At 38.5% G+C, this 17,144-nt stretch carries 12 protein-coding genes; 8 read left to right on the top strand and 4 right to left on the bottom strand.

Annotated features, from left to right (window positions below; translation table 11 throughout):
* Positions 1 to 2: 2 nt before the first annotated feature.
* Entirely contained in the window at positions 3 to 1,220 is a 1,218-nt protein-coding gene (dpaL, locus tag EHE21_RS01890) for a diaminopropionate ammonia-lyase (protein ID WP_088493931.1), read from the bottom strand.
* Between the two features lie 363 nt (positions 1,221 to 1,583).
* On the opposite strand from dpaL, the gene EHE21_RS01885 reads away from it, so the two are divergent.
* The 8 genes from EHE21_RS01885 to EHE21_RS01850 all read left to right on the top strand — a co-directional run bounded on the left by EHE21_RS01885 (position 1,584) and on the right by EHE21_RS01850 (position 11,405).
* Positions 1,584 to 3,386, top strand: coding sequence for a sigma-54 interaction domain-containing protein (locus tag EHE21_RS01885; RefSeq protein WP_194951691.1), 1,803 nt, complete (start codon positions 1,584 to 1,586; stop codon positions 3,384 to 3,386).
* Positions 3,387 to 4,043: 657 nt separating this feature from the next.
* Complete coding sequence (locus tag EHE21_RS01880; protein WP_088493932.1) at positions 4,044 to 4,616, top strand: fimbrial protein; 573 nt, start codon at positions 4,044 to 4,046, stop codon at positions 4,614 to 4,616.
* Positions 4,617 to 4,674: 58 nt separating this feature from the next.
* Positions 4,675 to 5,355 (top strand): molecular chaperone, encoded by a 681-nt coding sequence (locus EHE21_RS01875; RefSeq protein ID WP_194951690.1) that lies wholly within the window; start codon positions 4,675 to 4,677, stop codon positions 5,353 to 5,355.
* 18 nt (positions 5,356 to 5,373) lie between these two features.
* Entirely contained in the window at positions 5,374 to 7,884 is a 2,511-nt protein-coding gene (locus EHE21_RS01870; protein WP_228766723.1) for a fimbria/pilus outer membrane usher protein, read from the top strand.
* 9 nt (positions 7,885 to 7,893) lie between these two features.
* Positions 7,894 to 8,952: a fimbrial protein gene (locus EHE21_RS01865; RefSeq protein ID WP_194951689.1), complete on the top strand. Its 1,059-nt coding sequence runs from the start codon at positions 7,894 to 7,896 to the stop codon at positions 8,950 to 8,952.
* Positions 8,953 to 9,157: 205 nt separating this feature from the next.
* On the top strand, positions 9,158 to 9,502 hold the full coding sequence (locus EHE21_RS01860) for a cell envelope integrity TolA C-terminal domain-containing protein (protein ID WP_194951688.1): 345 nt from the start codon (positions 9,158 to 9,160) through the stop codon (positions 9,500 to 9,502).
* Positions 9,503 to 9,536: 34 nt separating this feature from the next.
* On the top strand, positions 9,537 to 9,812 hold the full coding sequence (locus EHE21_RS01855; protein ID WP_228766770.1) for a helix-turn-helix transcriptional regulator: 276 nt from the start codon (positions 9,537 to 9,539) through the stop codon (positions 9,810 to 9,812).
* 678 nt (positions 9,813 to 10,490) lie between these two features.
* Positions 10,491 to 11,405: a restriction endonuclease gene (locus EHE21_RS01850; RefSeq protein WP_099432990.1), complete on the top strand. Its 915-nt coding sequence runs from the start codon at positions 10,491 to 10,493 to the stop codon at positions 11,403 to 11,405.
* A 225-nt stretch (positions 11,406 to 11,630) separates the two neighbouring features.
* On the opposite strand, the gene EHE21_RS01845 is transcribed toward EHE21_RS01850, so the two are convergent.
* From EHE21_RS01845 to EHE21_RS01835, 3 genes are read right to left on the bottom strand one after another with little or no spacing between them, the layout of a single operon-like run.
* Positions 11,631 to 12,368 (bottom strand): M48 family metallopeptidase, encoded by a 738-nt coding sequence (locus tag EHE21_RS01845; protein ID WP_194951687.1) that lies wholly within the window; start codon positions 12,366 to 12,368, stop codon positions 11,631 to 11,633.
* Positions 12,361 to 13,836: a hypothetical protein gene (locus tag EHE21_RS01840; protein ID WP_126656750.1), complete on the bottom strand. Its 1,476-nt coding sequence runs from the start codon at positions 13,834 to 13,836 to the stop codon at positions 12,361 to 12,363. Before EHE21_RS01840 ends, EHE21_RS01845 begins: the two co-directional genes overlap by 8 nt.
* Position 13,837: 1 nt before the next feature.
* The gene (locus tag EHE21_RS01835) at positions 13,838 to 17,119 is read right to left on the bottom strand and encodes a type I restriction endonuclease subunit R (RefSeq protein ID WP_194951686.1); all 3,282 of its coding nucleotides are present in this window, start codon (positions 17,117 to 17,119) and stop codon (positions 13,838 to 13,840) included.
* Between the last annotated feature and the right edge of the window lie 25 nt (positions 17,120 to 17,144).

Raw genomic sequence — 17,144 nt, 5'->3', positions numbered from 1 at the left:
TTTTAAAATTGTTTGAAGCTAGGCAACTCGCCATCCCACACGATATCGCGATAACGCTCAGGATCGGTGTCACCTTCAGTGCTTATCACAAGCACTCTTGCATTCTCATCTAATCCCAGCTCTTCTTTCGCACTCTGATAAACAGGTGATTGCATCAAAATAGAGAGCAAGCCTGTTGTCACTGCGCCAGATTCACCAGAAATGATGTGCGGATCACCAGGTAAAGGGTTCCCTAAAATCCGCATTCCCCTAGTCGCGACGGCATCAGGGCAAGAGAAAAATGCCGCTGAATAATCGCGTAATAAATTCCAACCAATACTATTCGCTTCACCGCAAGCAAGCCCTGCCATCACTGTTTGTAGATCCCCACCAACAGGAATAGCATCCGCTTTTCCTGATACCGCAGATTGATATAAACAGTCGGCAATACGTGCTTCAGCCACAATCACTTTCGGTGCTTGTTTGCCATAAGCGGCGGTTACCATGCCTTGCACCATACCCGCAAAAGAGCCCACACCGGCTTGCACAAAAATATGCGTCGGAGGTACTTCATGTAATTGTGCGAGAGATTCCAGCATTAAAGTGCCGTAGCCTTGCATGATCCAAAGTGGGATCTCTTCATAACCATCCCATGCAGTATCTTGAACCACTATCCAGCCGTATTTTTCAGCCATTTCAGCCGTCATTCTCACTGCATCGTCATAGTTCATATCAACGATTTCAGCGACGGCACCTTCACGTAAAATGGCATCCAAACGTTCTTGTGACGATCCTTTTGGCATATAGACCACAGCTTTTTGCTTTAACTGTCTTGCCATCCAAGCAACACCACGTCCATGATTCCCGTCAGTGGTTGTCGCAAAAGTTACACCATTTAACTTTTTCCTGATCTCATCACTGATCATTACCTCATAAGGTAATTCACTTATATCCATTTCGAGGAAGTCAGCAATATGGCGTGCCATCGCATAAGCACCGCCTAGCGCTTTAAACGCTTTTAAACCAAAACGGAAAGATTCGTCTTTGAGATATAACTCACCAACCCCTAAAGTTTTGGCTAACTGGGGTAAATGAAATAACGGTGTAGGTGCGTATCCTGGAATAGTTCTGTGAAAATCCAACGCTTTGGCTAACTCTTCATAACGAAAAGGGGCAAGCTCAGCGGTTGGTTTTCGCGTAAATGAACTTTGGTTAATCAGGTACTGCAATTGCTCCTGCATGGAATTACCTCTTAATCACACTTTAAAATTCGCGATAACCCAATATCGCGATTAATCGGAATACATAGGGTTATCCCCTATATCGCAATATGTATGCCAACTCACTCAAAAAGCATTGAATAAAAACATAACAATTTGATTTTAAATATTTTTATTGTTTTAACGATTAAGAGATGAAATTAATCATGCAGAAAAGCTGTGATCTAGGCGGTTTTATTTAAGTGATAAATTATCAATAATAATAAACTGTGTGAGCTTTATACAAAAATCAAATAACTAATTAATAAATAACAATTAAATTAAACACCCAAAACAGGTGATGATAATTTATTATCAATATTGATAATTTAAGGTGAGAATGTGATGCACTCGTTACTCAGTACCCTACAAGATGAAATTAGCAAATACACCGATGCCATTGCGGGTATCACTGGTACCGATGTTGAAATTATTGATAACAACTTAATGCGTATTGCTGGTACAGGTCGTTATCGCTATATGCTCAATCAAGATGTCTCCAGTAATGGGTATATTTACCGCCATGTACTGCAAGTTCAAAAAACCATTCTAATTGAAGATCCAAAAGAGAACGATCTCTGCCAACTATGTCAAAATCGCCTAACTTGTACCGAAGAGCTTGATCTAAATGCGCCAATTTTCCTTAATAATCAAGTTATTGGTGTTATTGGCATTATCTGCTCTAATCGGGAACAAAAAAAATTTCTGATGAAACAAAAACAGGCTTTTATTACCTTTATTGAACAATTTTCAGAGATGATCTCAAGTCGCGTTTTTGAATGCCTTGAAAGGCTTAGAGAGCAAGAACGATTTGGCACTTTCCGTAACTTGATTGATGTAATGGATAGAGGTGTTATTGCGATCGATAGCCAAGGCAAAATTTGGCACGCCAATCTTTCTGCTTTGCGCTTTTTTGATTGTGAATTGATTGGTCAATCTCTCGATATTCAGATGACAGGCGATATTCTTTATGGCGATGAAGAAGCATGGCTGATATTAAACCAACAACGCTATCATGTTCTGTGTAAAAAAATTACGTTTTCATCGGTTGATAATGACCAACTCAGCATGGTTATTTTTCATGATGCTCGTGATTATATGACACAAATAAATACCCTCTCTGTTGATGAAAATCCCCACTCCCCTTTAATTGGTAACTCACAAAATATGCTTCAATTAAAAAGCATGTTAAGCAAAGTCGCCGTTAGTCACGCCAGCGTACTTATCACCGGAGAAAGCGGTTCAGGTAAAGAAGTGGTTGCTTACACTATTCACCAACAAAGCCTACGCACAAAACAGCCTTTTATTACCATTAACTGTGCAGCTATTCCAGAACAACTACTAGAAAGTGAGCTCTTTGGTTATGTACGTGGTGCATTTAGTGGCGCTGATCCTAAGGGGCGTATTGGTAAATTTGAATTAGCACATGGTGGAAGCCTATTCCTAGATGAAATTGGGGATATGCCTTTGCATCTACAAGCCAAGCTTTTACGTGTACTCCAAGAAAAAAGTATCACTCGCGTTGGCTCTAATAATATGATCAATATAGATGTGAGGATCATTGCCGCCACCAATAAAGATCTGCGTGAAATGGTAAATAAAGGGCAATTTCGTGAAGATCTGTTTTATCGTCTTAATGTTGTTCCGATCCATACTCCCGCATTACGTGATCATCGGGAAGACATTGCAGAGCTTGCGCAATTTTTTGCCGACGATTTAGCATTAACCTATCAGCGACCTGCGACGAAGATCCCTAACTCTATTATTAACTACTTATATTCCTATGATTGGCCCGGCAATATCAGGGAGCTACGCAATGTGATTGAGTATATGTATGTTATGCAAGGCGATACCGTTGATTTAAACCTCAGCCACCTTCCTCCTTATTTGTTAGAAACTCCTCATTTTGATCCTTTAGAAAAAGAAAAAACCAGTGGTATCTATACTGAAACTAAAACAGACAATAGAAATAAAACTCAATCATTACACACACAAGAACTTCTCAAAACTAAAAGCTTAACATCAGAGTATCAAACCATTATGAGCATATTAGAAAAAACGGGAACAACATTGGAAGGAAAAAAGAAAGCGGCAGAAATCTTAGGAATAAGCATTGCGACTCTATATAGAAAAATGAAAGCTCAGTAAAATGTATTTAATATGAGTGTTTTCATATTTAAGACACCGAATATGGGATTAAATAAAAAAACGGACAAAGGAAATTATTAATAATAATTATTCCCACTAATACTGTTTTCATTATTATTAGGAACTCTTCTTTTAATGATTGGTTTTTATAAAGTATTGTCATTAATACAATTTAATTTTAATTCTATTTGTAACAAAATATACTTTCCTTAAAGTAAATTTAAACTATCCCCTCTTATCCTTAACTCCCCTCAAAAACATAATTAAATGAAAAATAACAAGAAAAAAATTATCTTTTATTATCTTGTTAATGAATTTTACCTATTACATAAGAGAATTTTGTAACACTGTGCATGAGACATAGCCAAATAAACACCATAGAATTCGCTTGTACACAAAATTGAAGTCATTTTATATATCCAGAATTAGTATTAATTATAAAAAACAAAGTAATAAAAATTGACTGTGAATTTTATGATTAATACTAAAAGCTATTTTATTTAAGATTATATTTTTATTAGTTTTATCTATTTAAAGTGATTGCATTACCTGGTGACTTTAGTGGATTTATATACTGTAACAATAAACTAATCTTAGAATAAATAGCACTTAATATGATTTATTAAATACTATTTATATCAATCACTAGGGGTTAACATGCCTATTTTAACAAAAAAATTACTTCCAATGGCTTTCGTTATTTCTGCAATAACGGCAAGTGCTACAGTTTCTGCTGAAGAACAAACTGGTCAGATTTCTTTTACTGGCTTAATTTATTCATCGACTTGTACTATTGATATTAATGGCACAGGTTCTGATGGTAACGTTAATATGGGTCGTTATGCTACCAGCGAATTTGGCGATGCAGGTAGCGAAGTTGGTGGAACAGCGGGTAATGGTAAATTAGATATCTCTTTAATTAATTGCCCACCACAAGGTAAAGTTAAATTAAAATTATCAGGTAAAGCTGACAGTAGTTCCGATCAAATTTTAGCATTAGATAATCCAAATGATCCTAATACTGCTAAAAATGTCGGTATCCATCTTTATGATTATGACGACTTGGCTAATCCTTACTATATCAATTTCACTGAAGAGTATGAGATTAAAGATACTGGTGATCTTAAATCCAAAACTCTCTCTTTTATTGCCAAATATGTTAGTACTGATGATGACGTTGAAGCAGGTCGTGCTGATGCAACATTAAATTACACCCTGACTTATCAATAATAAATAAATGCAGGTTAATTACTATATTAACCTGCATCTATTAAAGAGGTATTTATCGATGCTATTTAAAAAAACACTTTTAGGATTAGGACTAATAATTAGCTCAATCACATCTTGTTTTGCTGGATTTGGATTAGAAACAACACGTGTTGTTTATAATGAAACAAATAATAATGAAGGTTTTGTCGCCTTTAATGGCGATAAAAATACTAATTATTTATTACAGTCTTGGGTCGAAGATCTTAATGGTAAACTCACTCAAGATTTTGTTATTACTCCACCATTAATTAAATTAATGGCACAGCAAAAAAATACATTACAAGTGACTAAAAATACCACTTTGCCTAATGATATTGAATCTATGTATTGGATCAATGTTAAATTTGTCGCACCAAGTAATGAAAATTTAGAGAATGTTCTTCGCTATTCCCTAACCAATAGGATCAAGCTAATTTACAGACCTCAATCCCTTAAAGATGTAAATATTGAAAAAGAAATCAAAGAGTTAAAATGGAACGCGAAAAATAACAGCCTAGTGGTATCAAACAACTCACCTTATTTTGTCAATATTGGAAAACTTATTATTGATGGAAAAGAGATTGAAAAAATACCTAGCTTTCTATCACCAAAATCAGAAACAGCCATTAGCGTAAATAAAACACTTTCTGGTAAAGAAAAAATAAAATTATTTTATATCGATGATTTTGGAAAAAGCCTGACAATGGAATTCTCATTATAATAAGAGATATTATTCAATATGAAAAAGACAATGGATAATTATTTTAAAAAATCATCACTTCATTTATTTGTTGTTGGTACTTTATTAGCTTCTTTTAACATATCAGCAAACGATTATTATCCAGCCAACCTATTAAATATTGAAGGAAGCACACAACAAGTCACTAATGAAGATCTCAATGTCTTTAGAGAGAATAGCATCGCTCCAGGGCTCTATACAGTAACACTTTTTGTAAATAACAATCGTATATCAACCCGTGAATTTAATTTTATTCTCATGGAAGATGAGGGTAATAATAAAATATTAGCCCCTCGTCTTTCAGCTGAAGAGTGGTATAAAGCAGGCATAGATCTTCCTCATGATGTGATTAATAAAAACAAAAATAGTGATTTTATTAATCTCAACGATATCAACAATGCAAGTGGTTATTTAGATTTAAATAGAAAACAGTATGTTTTAACACTGCCACAGTTATATGTTAACGAAGATAGATTAAAAGAGAATGAAATAAAAAATTGGGATTCAGGTATTCCTGCATTATTAGTTAACTATGCCTTATCTTCATTCAATAGCCGTAGTCATGGTAATACAACAGACAGTTATTATGGCAATATTCAAACCCAAGTTAATTTAGGTCCTTGGCGTTTTAATAATTATTCAACATGGACGAAAAATGAAAATGGCGATAAAAAATGGAATACATTAAGTAATGTTCTTTCTAGAGCAATTACCAGCATTAATAGTGAGTTAATGATTGGTGATCTCTATTCCTCTTCACAGCTATTTGATTCAGTAAAATTTAGAGGTATTAAACTCGTCACGGATAAATTGATGACACCAACACAAAACAGAACCTATGCACCTAGTGTTTCTGGCATTGCCAATACAGAGTCCGTTGTCACTATCACCCAAAATGGCCAAGTGATTTATAAGCGTAGCGTACCTGCTGGTCCTTTTAATATCACCGATTATTACCCAATGAACAGTGGCGGTGATTTATATGTCAGCGTGACTGAAGCCGATGGCTCTGAAAAGAATTTCATTGTGCCTTTTTCTTCTATTGCCAATCTTGAAAGAAAAGGTGAAATAAAATATAGCTTTTCAACTGGTAAATATGACGGCAATAACAGTGGTGATGGGGCTTATGTTGTTCAAACCGAAGCTTTCTATGGTTTAACTGATTACGTCACTCTTTATGGTGGTGTACTTCTCGGCGAAAAATATCAATCTGTTGGTGTTGGTACAGGGGTAAATTTAGGGAGCTATGGCGCGATCACTACCGATTTGCTCTACGCCAAATCTTCCACTAACAATGGCAATGATTTATTGCATGGCAACGCATTTAGAGTAAATTATTCTAAAAATATATCAATAACCGATACAACGCTTTCGTTAGTTGGTTATCGTCATTTTGATGCTAACTTTCTTAACTTTGCGCAAGCGATGGAGCACAAGGATACAAAATACAATCCACGCGATGGATTGAAAAATGAGTATACACTCTCTATTAACCAGCCTTTATTTTCTAATAATGCTTCAATTAATTTAAATTCTGTTATTTATAAGTATGTGAGTGGCAAAACTGTTCATTCTTATAATGCAGGCTTTAACAGCGCGATTAATAAAATTAACTATAGTGTTTATTACACTTATTATGATGGCAGTCGCTATAACGATAATAATAAAAATAGCCACGATTTAAGCATGAATATCAGCATTCCTTTTTCATTGCATGAGAACTACATTTGGGCAAATTACGGTATATCGACCAATAATGATAACCAAGTATTACAAACCGCGCGTTTAAGTGGCACCTATGGTGATAAAAACCAAGCAAATTGGGATGTTTATCAAGGATATGGCAATAAAGGTGTTAATTATAGTGGTGGTTTAAATGGCTCTTATAAAGCCCAAAGTGCTGTTGTTAATGCCGGTTACTCATATACGCAAGATAAGCAAAATATCAACTATGGTATTAGTGGTGCATTAGTTGCAACACAATATGGCGCGGTGTTTGCACCGTCATTACAACAGACGAATGCGTTAATTTTAACCAAAGATACTTCAGGTGTAGAAGTGATTAATGGTCAATCTATTAAAACTAATAATAGTGGATTAGCTGTTGTTTCTGGTATGTCTCCTTACCAAAAAAATAGCATTAGCGTTAACACTAATTCAATCCCAAGTAATACTGAAATCTCGAACAATATTATTAGTAATATTATTCCGACTAAAGGGGCATTAGTGTTAGCAGATTTCGATGCTAAAAAAGGATTTAAATTCCTACTGACATTACAAACTCCGGATAAGAGTACCATCCCAATGGGAGCTAAAGCCGAAATTGATAACGATGATACGCAATTAGTCGCAAGCTTCCATCAACTCTATTTTGTTGCCAATAAACCGCAGGGCAATATTCAAGTTTCATGGACAATTAATGGCGAGCAAAAAAGCTGCCATGCAACCTATGATATTGATAATAAAACTCCCGCTAATGGCTTATATATTTTAGATACTGAGTGTAAATAAGGAAATAAAATGACTAACTTAAAAAATAAGATGAATAAATTACTATTTCTAATTTTTACTCTTAGTTTATCTTCTCTCTCTTTTTACAGCCATGCGGCTCCTGATTGTGTCAATAACGGGGGGATTAAACATGGCACGATGGATGCCAGAGGTGGCACCATTGAACTAAAAGGAATGATTAAAAAGAATCAAGAAGTAGCTCGTTTTACATTTAAGCGTGATGGCTCTGATGTTGCAGTCGCAGATTGCCCAGATGGTGCTGAGTTCTATGCTTATGCAACATATAGCGAAGCTAGCGGGGTTATACCAAGTTACTATATGGATATTGACGGCAGACCTGCATATTATGTTGTACGCAAACCTAATACCGGTTTAGATGATTATGCTTATGTTCTTATTGAGAATGAATCTGGTCTTTCATTTAGAAGCCAACCAGGACAAGAAGTCCCTGTTAATGCGCCCAAACTTAATACAAGAGATGCTACGGTAATTGTTTATGCGACTAAAGATAACCCTAAATCACAGCGTTTTACGACTCAATATATTGGCTCGATATTAATTAATCGCTTTAATTCTGGTGGTGGAACAACGGCAGTTGGTTTTAGTTATCGTTTATCTGTAAATATTATTAGTGCGCCAACATCTTGCAGTGCTGAAAATACAGATCTTGAGATGAACTTACCTAAGATGCCTATTACTGCATTTTCTGATATCGGTTTTCCACGCGATAATCAATATGCTGAAGATCATCTCAGAATAAATTGCACAGGTGATGCCTCCGCTAAAATAAAATTAATGGCTCACAACACCACAAGTTATGAGGGGCAAAAAACAATTATCAAACCCGATAATGAAGGTAATAGTGATAATGCCAAAGGTGTCGGTTTTGTGGTTTCATCTCCTTCCAGTGGCGATACCGTCTTAATTAATAATCAGTTTGTAAAACTTGCTGATTTAGCCAGTGGTATTAATAACGTTCCCTTAAAAGCTGAATATTATCGCTATGGCGATGAGGTAAAACCCGGCAAGCTCAGTGCTTCCGCAAACTTTGTGTTGGAGTTTGATTAATTAAATACACGATAAGCAAGCCAAGTTAAAAATTAAACGCACAGATTAATAACGCCATTAAATTAGATTTAATGGCGTTTTTTATTATCAACACAGTCAACAAGTTATTAATTAGGTATAATCTTCTAACTGATGCTTATAATTATAAAAATAAAATCAATCATAAAAACAAATAACAATATGATTTAAAAGGAAGTTAATTGGTATGGAAAAATTTATTCTACTTTTTAGTCTCTTTTTCTCTGGATCTTTAAGCGCCTCTTCCATCGATAGCAGCCCTATAATAAATTTTGTAGAAAAAACCCAAAAATCAGTTAGTGCTAATTTTCATAATTCAGCAAACTATAAAGGTAAAGAGTGCATGATTAAGGTGACACTATCTGATGATGGAGAATTAATTTCAGCTGTTGTAGATGATAGAAACGAAAAAAATGATAAAGCGCTTTGTGATGCTGGCCTTGAAATTATTAAAGAAACAACATTTACTGCACCTCCAGAAGATAAGAGGATCAACAATAAAAATACATTTTATATAGATTTTAGGCCGTAGCTTATGAGTGAAAATGATTGATGCAGTGATAATAATGAGCACTCAAGCGATTCTCTTATTAGATGACCAATGCGTTGATATGATATTTATAACCCGTTTAACTGGATTAACAGATAAGTGGTTTTGTAAATTGTTACAAGATGAAGAGTTTCACAAGCCTATCAAACTGGGACGTAGCCCTCGCTGGTTAAAGAGCGAGGTTAAAAATTGGTTACAAGTACGTATTACCGAGTCCATCCCCCCTCCTTCCGTATCAATAGCACCAGCTTTTAAATCTCACCGAAAATTCAACAATAAAAAAGTATCATGATTTTCATAAGACATAGCTACGCCACGACTAGAGTTGACTGGATGACTTTACCAAAATCACCATTTATCGGGGAAGGAGTCATTCCTATCGAAAATAGCCACCAGCTTAATCATCGATAACCCCCTGCTAAGATCCCCCCAATGCTGGGGGGATCTTTCTTAACAAGTACCTGAGGATTGGATAACGTTCATTTTCTAATAAGCTGATTAGCCTATTAAACCAGTTCAATGACTCTGATCTACGCCATAAAGTGATGTGGCTGTACTTGTATGATTTGATGCTGGGTTTTCCTTTAGATGATTGGCTGAATGCCCTGAAGATGAAAACTGAAGAACAATTGGTGGAATGGATAATTGGCAGGCAAATGTAGAACTGGGGACTGATGAGGATAATGGATGATTATATGTTGTTTGCAATTCGCATCGCAGGTGACATTTTCTTTTAGAAATTTAAACGGGTACCAATCATGAAAGCTAATTTCATATTATTGCTTGCTAATATACCCAGTAGGAATAGAGGTATTCTACAATTTTGCAGAAAAATAAGTAACATACATTTACATGAATTCTGAATATAAAAGTTACACACAATTAAATATCCAATGTCTAACTTAACATCTGTGACGTTAGATGCCATAGTATAGAAATTCATGTTAAGTATCTCTTATAGAAGGTTTCTATGGCAGTTCCAACCTACGATAAATTTATTGAGCCTATATTACGTTTTTTAAAACATCACCCTGAAGGTATTGCTGCCAAAGATGTTCATGAAGGCGCTGCAGACATTCTAGGGTTAGATGACAACCAGCGCTCCGAACTGATTTCAAGTGGCCAATTAGTCTATAAAAATCGTGCTGGTTGGGCTCATGATAGGTTAAAACGAGCAGGGCTTTCACAAAGCCTATCTCGAGGAAAGTGGTGCCTAACTGAAAGTGGTTTCGAGTGGATTAAAAACAACCCATTTCCACTGACCCAAGAACAAGTTGACCACTTAGCTTTTGATTTTATGAACATAAAACTTAAAACGAATCCTGATATAGTTCCACTAGATGAAGATACACAAATAAATCCTGACAACTCTCAACACGTTCGTAGCCCAGATGACCGTCTAAACGATGCACTGAAAGAAATTCGTGAATCTGTCGCCATTGATTTACTGGCAAATTTACTTCAAGTATCCCCTACCCGCTTCGAATTCATTGTACTAGATGTGCTACATAAACTAGGTTATGGTAGCCATCGTGATGATTTACAACGTGTTGGTGGTACAGGTGACGGTGGAATTGATGGGATTATTTCGTTAGATAAACTCGGATTAGAGCGAATTTATGTACAAGCAAAACGCTGGCAAGGCACCGTCGGTCGCCCTGATTTACAAGCATTTTATGGCGCTCTTGCAGGGCAAAAAGCCAAACGTGGTATTTTTATAACTACGTCTGGTTACACAGCACAAGCTATTGATTTTGCTAAATCTGTTGAGGGATTAGTCCTTATTGATGGTAACCTCTTAGTTAACCTAATGATGGATAACGAGATAGGCGTTAGTTCACAAATTATTAAGTTACCGAAGCTAGATATGGATTATTTTGAGTAGTGGTTGAGGAACCATAAATAACGACTATATTAATATAGCCTATTTATTAATGTTCATACCAGATAAAACTTTGAATAAGTATTTGACGCATGTGTAAACAACAAAATTTAAATTAGGTAGCGTATAGATAGCCTGGTTGCTAACTCAGTATCTGATAAATTTGACTGTTTAACTTCCTGCATTTTCACTACGCTTTGCACTTGTATTCTATTTGTCATTCTCTGGTCACCATTCAATATAGACGGAAGCCATCCCATCCAGTCGTTCTTTGGTCTTTTCCCACTTTGGCATGACTTGACTCATTAGCCGGTAGAACCGCTCGCTGTGGTTATGCTCTGCTATGTGGCAAAGCTCGTGTAAAATCACGTAGTCAATACACTCACGAGGCGCTTTTACCAAATGAGGATTCAGTGCAATTCGCCCATTAGGTGAGCAACTGCCCCATTGGGTTTGCATTGCCAGAATACGCAGCGATGGTCGCTCTTCTACCCAAAGGGCTTGTTCCAGCATGGTATCGAGCCGCTTGGTGAAGGTTTCCTTGGCTCGCGCTTTGTACCAGTCTGTTAGTAGCTCTTTAACCTTTTCAGCGGACTTTGTTCTTACCGAAACTTCCAACTTGCCGCGTAGTAGTTTCACACCTTGAACCTGTTCTGGTGCTTCAATCACTTTCAGCAGATACTGTTTTCCAAGGTAGTAATGGCTCTCACCGCTGATGTATTGTCTAGAGGGGATGAATTCAAGTTGTTCGCGGAAGTTCCTAAGCTGTTCGTATATCCAACGCCCACGCTTCTTAACAGCAGAAAGAACCGCATCATTGTCTGCATCTTCGGGACTCGACACGATAACCCTGCAATCTGGATGAACTTTGATTAATATTCTATTTGAGACTGACCTTCTCGTTACTCGTTCGAACGGGATAAGATGATCGCTGTAGCGGAATTCAAAGCGTGTTGAATCAGTCATCTTCAAACATGTCTCTTACATTTGAAGCAGATACTTTGTTCGGGCGTGCATCAATTAATACGAAACCTTTGTCCTCTTTTAGTTTTAACTCCCTCATAACCTTACTGACAGATTCAAGCTCGGAATCGCTGAAAAAGAGAATGACTTTAATTGACTGATGGGTGCAGTTTGCAGCCTCATAAATTTCAACTTGGTGTTTCAGGTTTTGCTTTAACTTTTTGTTTGAAGCCAACTTAAACTCAACAAGGGATTTATCTTTGCTCCCATTTGATATTTTGAAATCAACGGGCCCTCGACCATTATTAACTTCTGCGTTTACATCATATTTACTAGCAAACCATGTCAGCTTAAATAGGAGCTGAAGGTCTTGCTCTCGTTTTATTGGATTTCCTTTTACATAGAAAAACCTGTAACCATCATTGTTTTCTACCATCTGCTTTAGAAAGAGAACACGTTGATACGCTTCGTCTAATGAATTTGATGGTTGATCATAAAACGTCGTATCTTTTTCTAGGCTGTTCACAAGCTCTTTAACTTTTTGAATGAACAGATACTCTGTCTCATTTACCTTTAGCTCACTAAGCTTAACAGCCTGGTCACCATTCTCTTCTTTAAGCTTTATAAAATAGTCAATATATTGAGGGAATTTTATGATCGAGCTTACGACGGCTTTATCAAACTCTTTTTTATCAGGATTTTCAGGAAGAATCCTGGCTAGATAGTCATTCAACTGTGCTCTAAGTTGGTCATTGGGGATACTTTCAAGCACACCTCTAAAATCACCAATCATGTCAGACTTATTAATCCAGTTTTCATCTTTCGTGAGGATGTCCTTAGGGGTCAAAAGTACATAATCATTTTGAAATATTGGTAGTGTATAGGTTTTCGCCATCCATGATCTTGTCTTGTAGTTAAATTCGACTTTATCAACTAAATGAGTGGATAAAAAACGAGCATCAATATGCTCCTGAGCGAATTCTTGAGTGTAATCAAGTAAAAACTTTTTGATAAGATTGGTTGTGAAGTCGCTTATATTATCTCTTCCAACGCCATCTTTGATTAAGCAAAGCTTCTCAAGGTGACTACCGTTGGTAATCTCTTCAGTGCCAAAATTCGTAAACACAGTGTTCAGGTTTTCGTTAAGAGACTTTGCGAACTTCTGACCAAGGCCACTTCCACCATTACCAATTTTGCTGTATCCAAACCATGTTTGTTTTACTTCTGGGAATAAGAACCATGCTTTTATTAAACCTTTGCTGATCCCTTCTTTTTCTGAACAAGCACGCAAAAATGCAACATATTGAATAATGTCATCATGTAGTTTCTTATACTCCGGTTTGTCGCTATTAAATAAAAGGAATGGGTCAATGAACAGGGGAAGATCATTGATTAATGAAAGATCAAATGCACCATATTCCTCTAGTTCTTTGGGCGAAACGTCAAAAAAATCAGAAAAATAAATTTTCATATCAAACCCCACTCAAGCCCACACGAGTGATCTGAACAATCATCTCAACAATCTTCTTAGCCTGATCCATACCCCCACCAATGGCTTTGCACTCTTGGAACATTCGCGGCAGTAACTTTTTACGAATATCCGCTTCGATGTTCTGTGGGTTTATGGAGTTTTCCGCGACAGAGGTTTCTACCGCCTGGTCTATTTCAAAGGCAACTTTTATCCACTTATCCTGAACCTGGCTGTCAAGCACGGCCAAGGCCTCAGGAAGCACTTTCTTGAACACACCAAAATATGCCTGTGCATGACGATTACCAGTAAACGCATCGGGTATGTCGTTCAAGCGCCTATCTTGTACTTGCTCTTCAAATTCACGGAACAGCATATACTGCTTTAGAGGGTGGTCGAACAGTTTTTCGGCCTCTTCAATGGCTTGGCGCAGCAACTTGGAAAACGCTTCCTGAGCATAGGGATCATCCCGTAACTCTTGCTCAATCATTCGGGTTACGTGCGTTTTGATAATGTCAGTTTCGTTGCGCGTTTTATCTTCGCTCCAGTCCTCAGGTTGTTGCTTTTGCCCCATTTTACCCACTTCATACACGCCACCGGGTTCTTTAACCTCGACACCCACCACATGCTTATCTAGTAGCTTTTTTACCTGCTCAGCGTATTCGTCGTAGTCAATCCTCTCTCCCGCATCTTGTTGTACCATCTGGCGTAAGCTAGAGAATTGCTTTACCATTTCTTTGTAATGGAGTCGATCCTGGTCACTAAAGCTTTTGTCTTCAAAGAAGGTAGCTGATTGCAGCGCTACCTTCAAACAACTAGTAAAGGCAGTCAGGGCTTCGTAGAAGTCCTCACGCACTTTCAGGTGCACGTCAACCAGCTCGCCGCCGAACTCTTCAATCTTTGGTACCAGTACCTGGCGCAATTGCTCGATGTCGTTCTTATTCTTCACGCCATCGAATATGGCCCATAGCTGTTTATAAAGCTGTGGCATGCGCTTGTACTCGGTACTCATCTGGTTGTAGAGGCCAGTAATATCATTGATGTCGTAACCGCCTTGGGTACGAGAGGCCAGATCCTGATATTTCTGAATGGTGGTATCCAGCTCGGCCAAAATGCCGCGATAGTCTATAAGTATGCCAAATTTTTTCTTCGGGTGCAGACGGTTTACCCGTGCAATCGCTTGGATCAGGTTGTGCTCTTTTAGGGGTTTGTCGATATACAGCACAGCGTTTTTCGGCTCATCAAAACCTGTGAGCAACTTATCGACCACGATGAGTATCTTCAGTGAGTCATCTTTATCAAAGCGCTCTATCAAGTGTTTGGTGTAAACCTGCTCATCCTGACTGCCTACGTTGTCCTTCCACCACTGGGTGACTTCTGGTGTGGTCGCCTCATCTACAGCGGTGTTGCCCTCACGGCTATCCGGCGGGCTCATCACGACGGCAGATTCAAACAAGCCTGCTTCGTCCAGATACTTTTTGTATTTGATAGCCGAGGCCTTGCTATCGCAAGCTAACTGGCCTTTCAAACCTTCATCGATGTTCTTTACAAAGTGGTTGGCTATGTCCAAAGCAATCAAGCGAATGCGATCATCCGCACCATAAATTTGGCCTTTCTTGGCAAACTTGTGCTTTAAGTCGGCCTTTTGCTCTTCTGAAAGCCCTTCGGTAATACGCTCAAACCAACTGTCGATAGCACGTTCATTCACATCCAGGTCGGGAATACGCTCTTCGTACAGCAGCGGCGTCACTGTCTGATCTTCCACGGCGCGCTGCATGGTGTAAGCATGTACAATGGGGCCAAACTTATTTGTGGTCTTATCGTCTTTTAACAGTGGTGTGCCGGTGAAGGCGACAAAGGCAGCGTTAGGCAGAGCCTGCTTCATACGAATATGGTTTTCACCGCCCTGGCTGCGGTGGCCTTCATCAATCAGTACAATGATGTCAGAGCTGTTGTTTACACACTCTGGCATTTTGGTAGCGGTATTAAACTTCTGGATCAGTGAGAAGATAATTCGCTCCGTGCCTTTACCAATCTGTTCAGCCAAGCGTTTGCCTGATGTGGCCATAGCTGCTTCTTTGTCTTTTTTACCGGCGAGTTCACCGCCCGAGGCAAAGGTTTTGCTCAGCTGGGTTTCCAGGTCTACCCGGTCAGTCACCACCACGATACGGCATTGCTTCAGGCTTTCGTGCAGGATCAGCGCCTTACTTAAAAACACCATAGTAAATGACTTACCAGAACCCGTGGTGTGCCAGATTACACCGCCTTCACGGCCACCGGTGCTACTTCGGGTATTGATGCGTTCAATTAGGCGCTTGATACCAAATACCTGCTGATAACGGGCAATGATTTTGCCAGCCTTTTTATCGAACAAGGTGAAGTAACGGGTCATCTCCAGTAACCGGGAAGGGCTTAACAGACTGATCAGTAATTGATCCTGACCAGTCACAGCAATCTCCCCCGCAGCGGTCAAGCTCTGGTACCAATCCAGATCTTTTGCTGGGCGATGGCTGAATAAGCTTGCCAACTGTTCATCTTTGAGCGTTTTGTTTTTGATAGCGTACATCTCGGCATCGGAGATATCTTCTTCACGCCAGGCGGCCCAAAACTTAGCGGGCGTGCCACAGGTACCATAACGGCCTTCATTTCCGTTTATGGACAGTAATATTTGGCTATAGGCAAACAATGACGGGATTTCATCATGTCGCTGGTTACGTAGGCTTTGCGAGATACCCTCGTCAATTGTCGGGCCTTTCTTGGAATTGCCATCCGGGCGCTTGGCCTCAATTACAACCAGAGGAATACCGTTAACAAAGCAGACAATATCGGGTCTGCGGCTTTCGACTCCGCTAGAACGGGTAACGGTAAATTCTTCGGTAAATGCAAAGCTGTTATTGACTGGGTTTTGCCAGTCAATTAGTGCAATAGTCGGGCTGGCCTTTTTACCATCCACAAACTCAGTGACAGAGATGCCATACAGCAGGTGGTTGTACAGGCGCTCATTAGCAGTTAATAGGCCCTCGTTTAATGCTGGACTGCACACCTCAGCAATCAGGTTGTCGATAGACTTTTCAGACAGCGGGTAGTTTTTACCAGCAAAGGTAAAAGTGCGCTTCTGGAGTTCTCTGCTTAGCACCTGGCGTAAAACAACTTCATCAACTTTACCACCGCGGGCGGCTAATGCGAGTTCAGGAGAGAGGAATGACCACCCTAGGTTGGTCAATAGCATCAGCGCCGGTAACTTTGCACTGTATTCTTCCTGAAATTTGGGTGTATATTGTGTCATTCGTTATCTCTCTTCAACCCCTGAT

The organism is Proteus sp. GOKU, assembly GCF_015475555.1.
Classification (GTDB): domain Bacteria; phylum Pseudomonadota; class Gammaproteobacteria; order Enterobacterales; family Enterobacteriaceae; genus Proteus; species Proteus mirabilis_B.
This window is presented reverse-complemented; position numbering and strand designations above follow the sequence as displayed.

Bases quoted from the DNA above. Each gene is read 5' to 3' on its own strand.
- dpaL (WP_088493931.1), bottom strand. From the start codon at position 1,220: ATGCAGGAGCAATTGCAGTACCTGATTAACCAAAGTTCATTTACGCGA.
- EHE21_RS01885 (WP_194951691.1), top strand. From the start codon at position 1,584: ATGCACTCGTTACTCAGTACCCTACAAGATGAAATTAGCAAATACACC.
- EHE21_RS01880 (WP_088493932.1), top strand. From the start codon at position 4,044: ATGCCTATTTTAACAAAAAAATTACTTCCAATGGCTTTCGTTATTTCT.
- EHE21_RS01875 (WP_194951690.1), top strand. From the start codon at position 4,675: ATGCTATTTAAAAAAACACTTTTAGGATTAGGACTAATAATTAGCTCA.
- EHE21_RS01870 (WP_228766723.1), top strand. From the start codon at position 5,374: ATGAAAAAGACAATGGATAATTATTTTAAAAAATCATCACTTCATTTA.
- EHE21_RS01865 (WP_194951689.1), top strand. From the start codon at position 7,894: ATGACTAACTTAAAAAATAAGATGAATAAATTACTATTTCTAATTTTT.
- EHE21_RS01860 (WP_194951688.1), top strand. From the start codon at position 9,158: ATGGAAAAATTTATTCTACTTTTTAGTCTCTTTTTCTCTGGATCTTTA.
- EHE21_RS01855 (WP_228766770.1), top strand. From the start codon at position 9,537: ATGAGCACTCAAGCGATTCTCTTATTAGATGACCAATGCGTTGATATG.
- EHE21_RS01850 (WP_099432990.1), top strand. From the start codon at position 10,491: ATGGCAGTTCCAACCTACGATAAATTTATTGAGCCTATATTACGTTTT.
- EHE21_RS01845 (WP_194951687.1), bottom strand. From the start codon at position 12,368: ATGACTGATTCAACACGCTTTGAATTCCGCTACAGCGATCATCTTATC.
- EHE21_RS01840 (WP_126656750.1), bottom strand. From the start codon at position 13,836: ATGAAAATTTATTTTTCTGATTTTTTTGACGTTTCGCCCAAAGAACTA.
- EHE21_RS01835 (WP_194951686.1), bottom strand. From the start codon at position 17,119: ATGACACAATATACACCCAAATTTCAGGAAGAATACAGTGCAAAGTTA.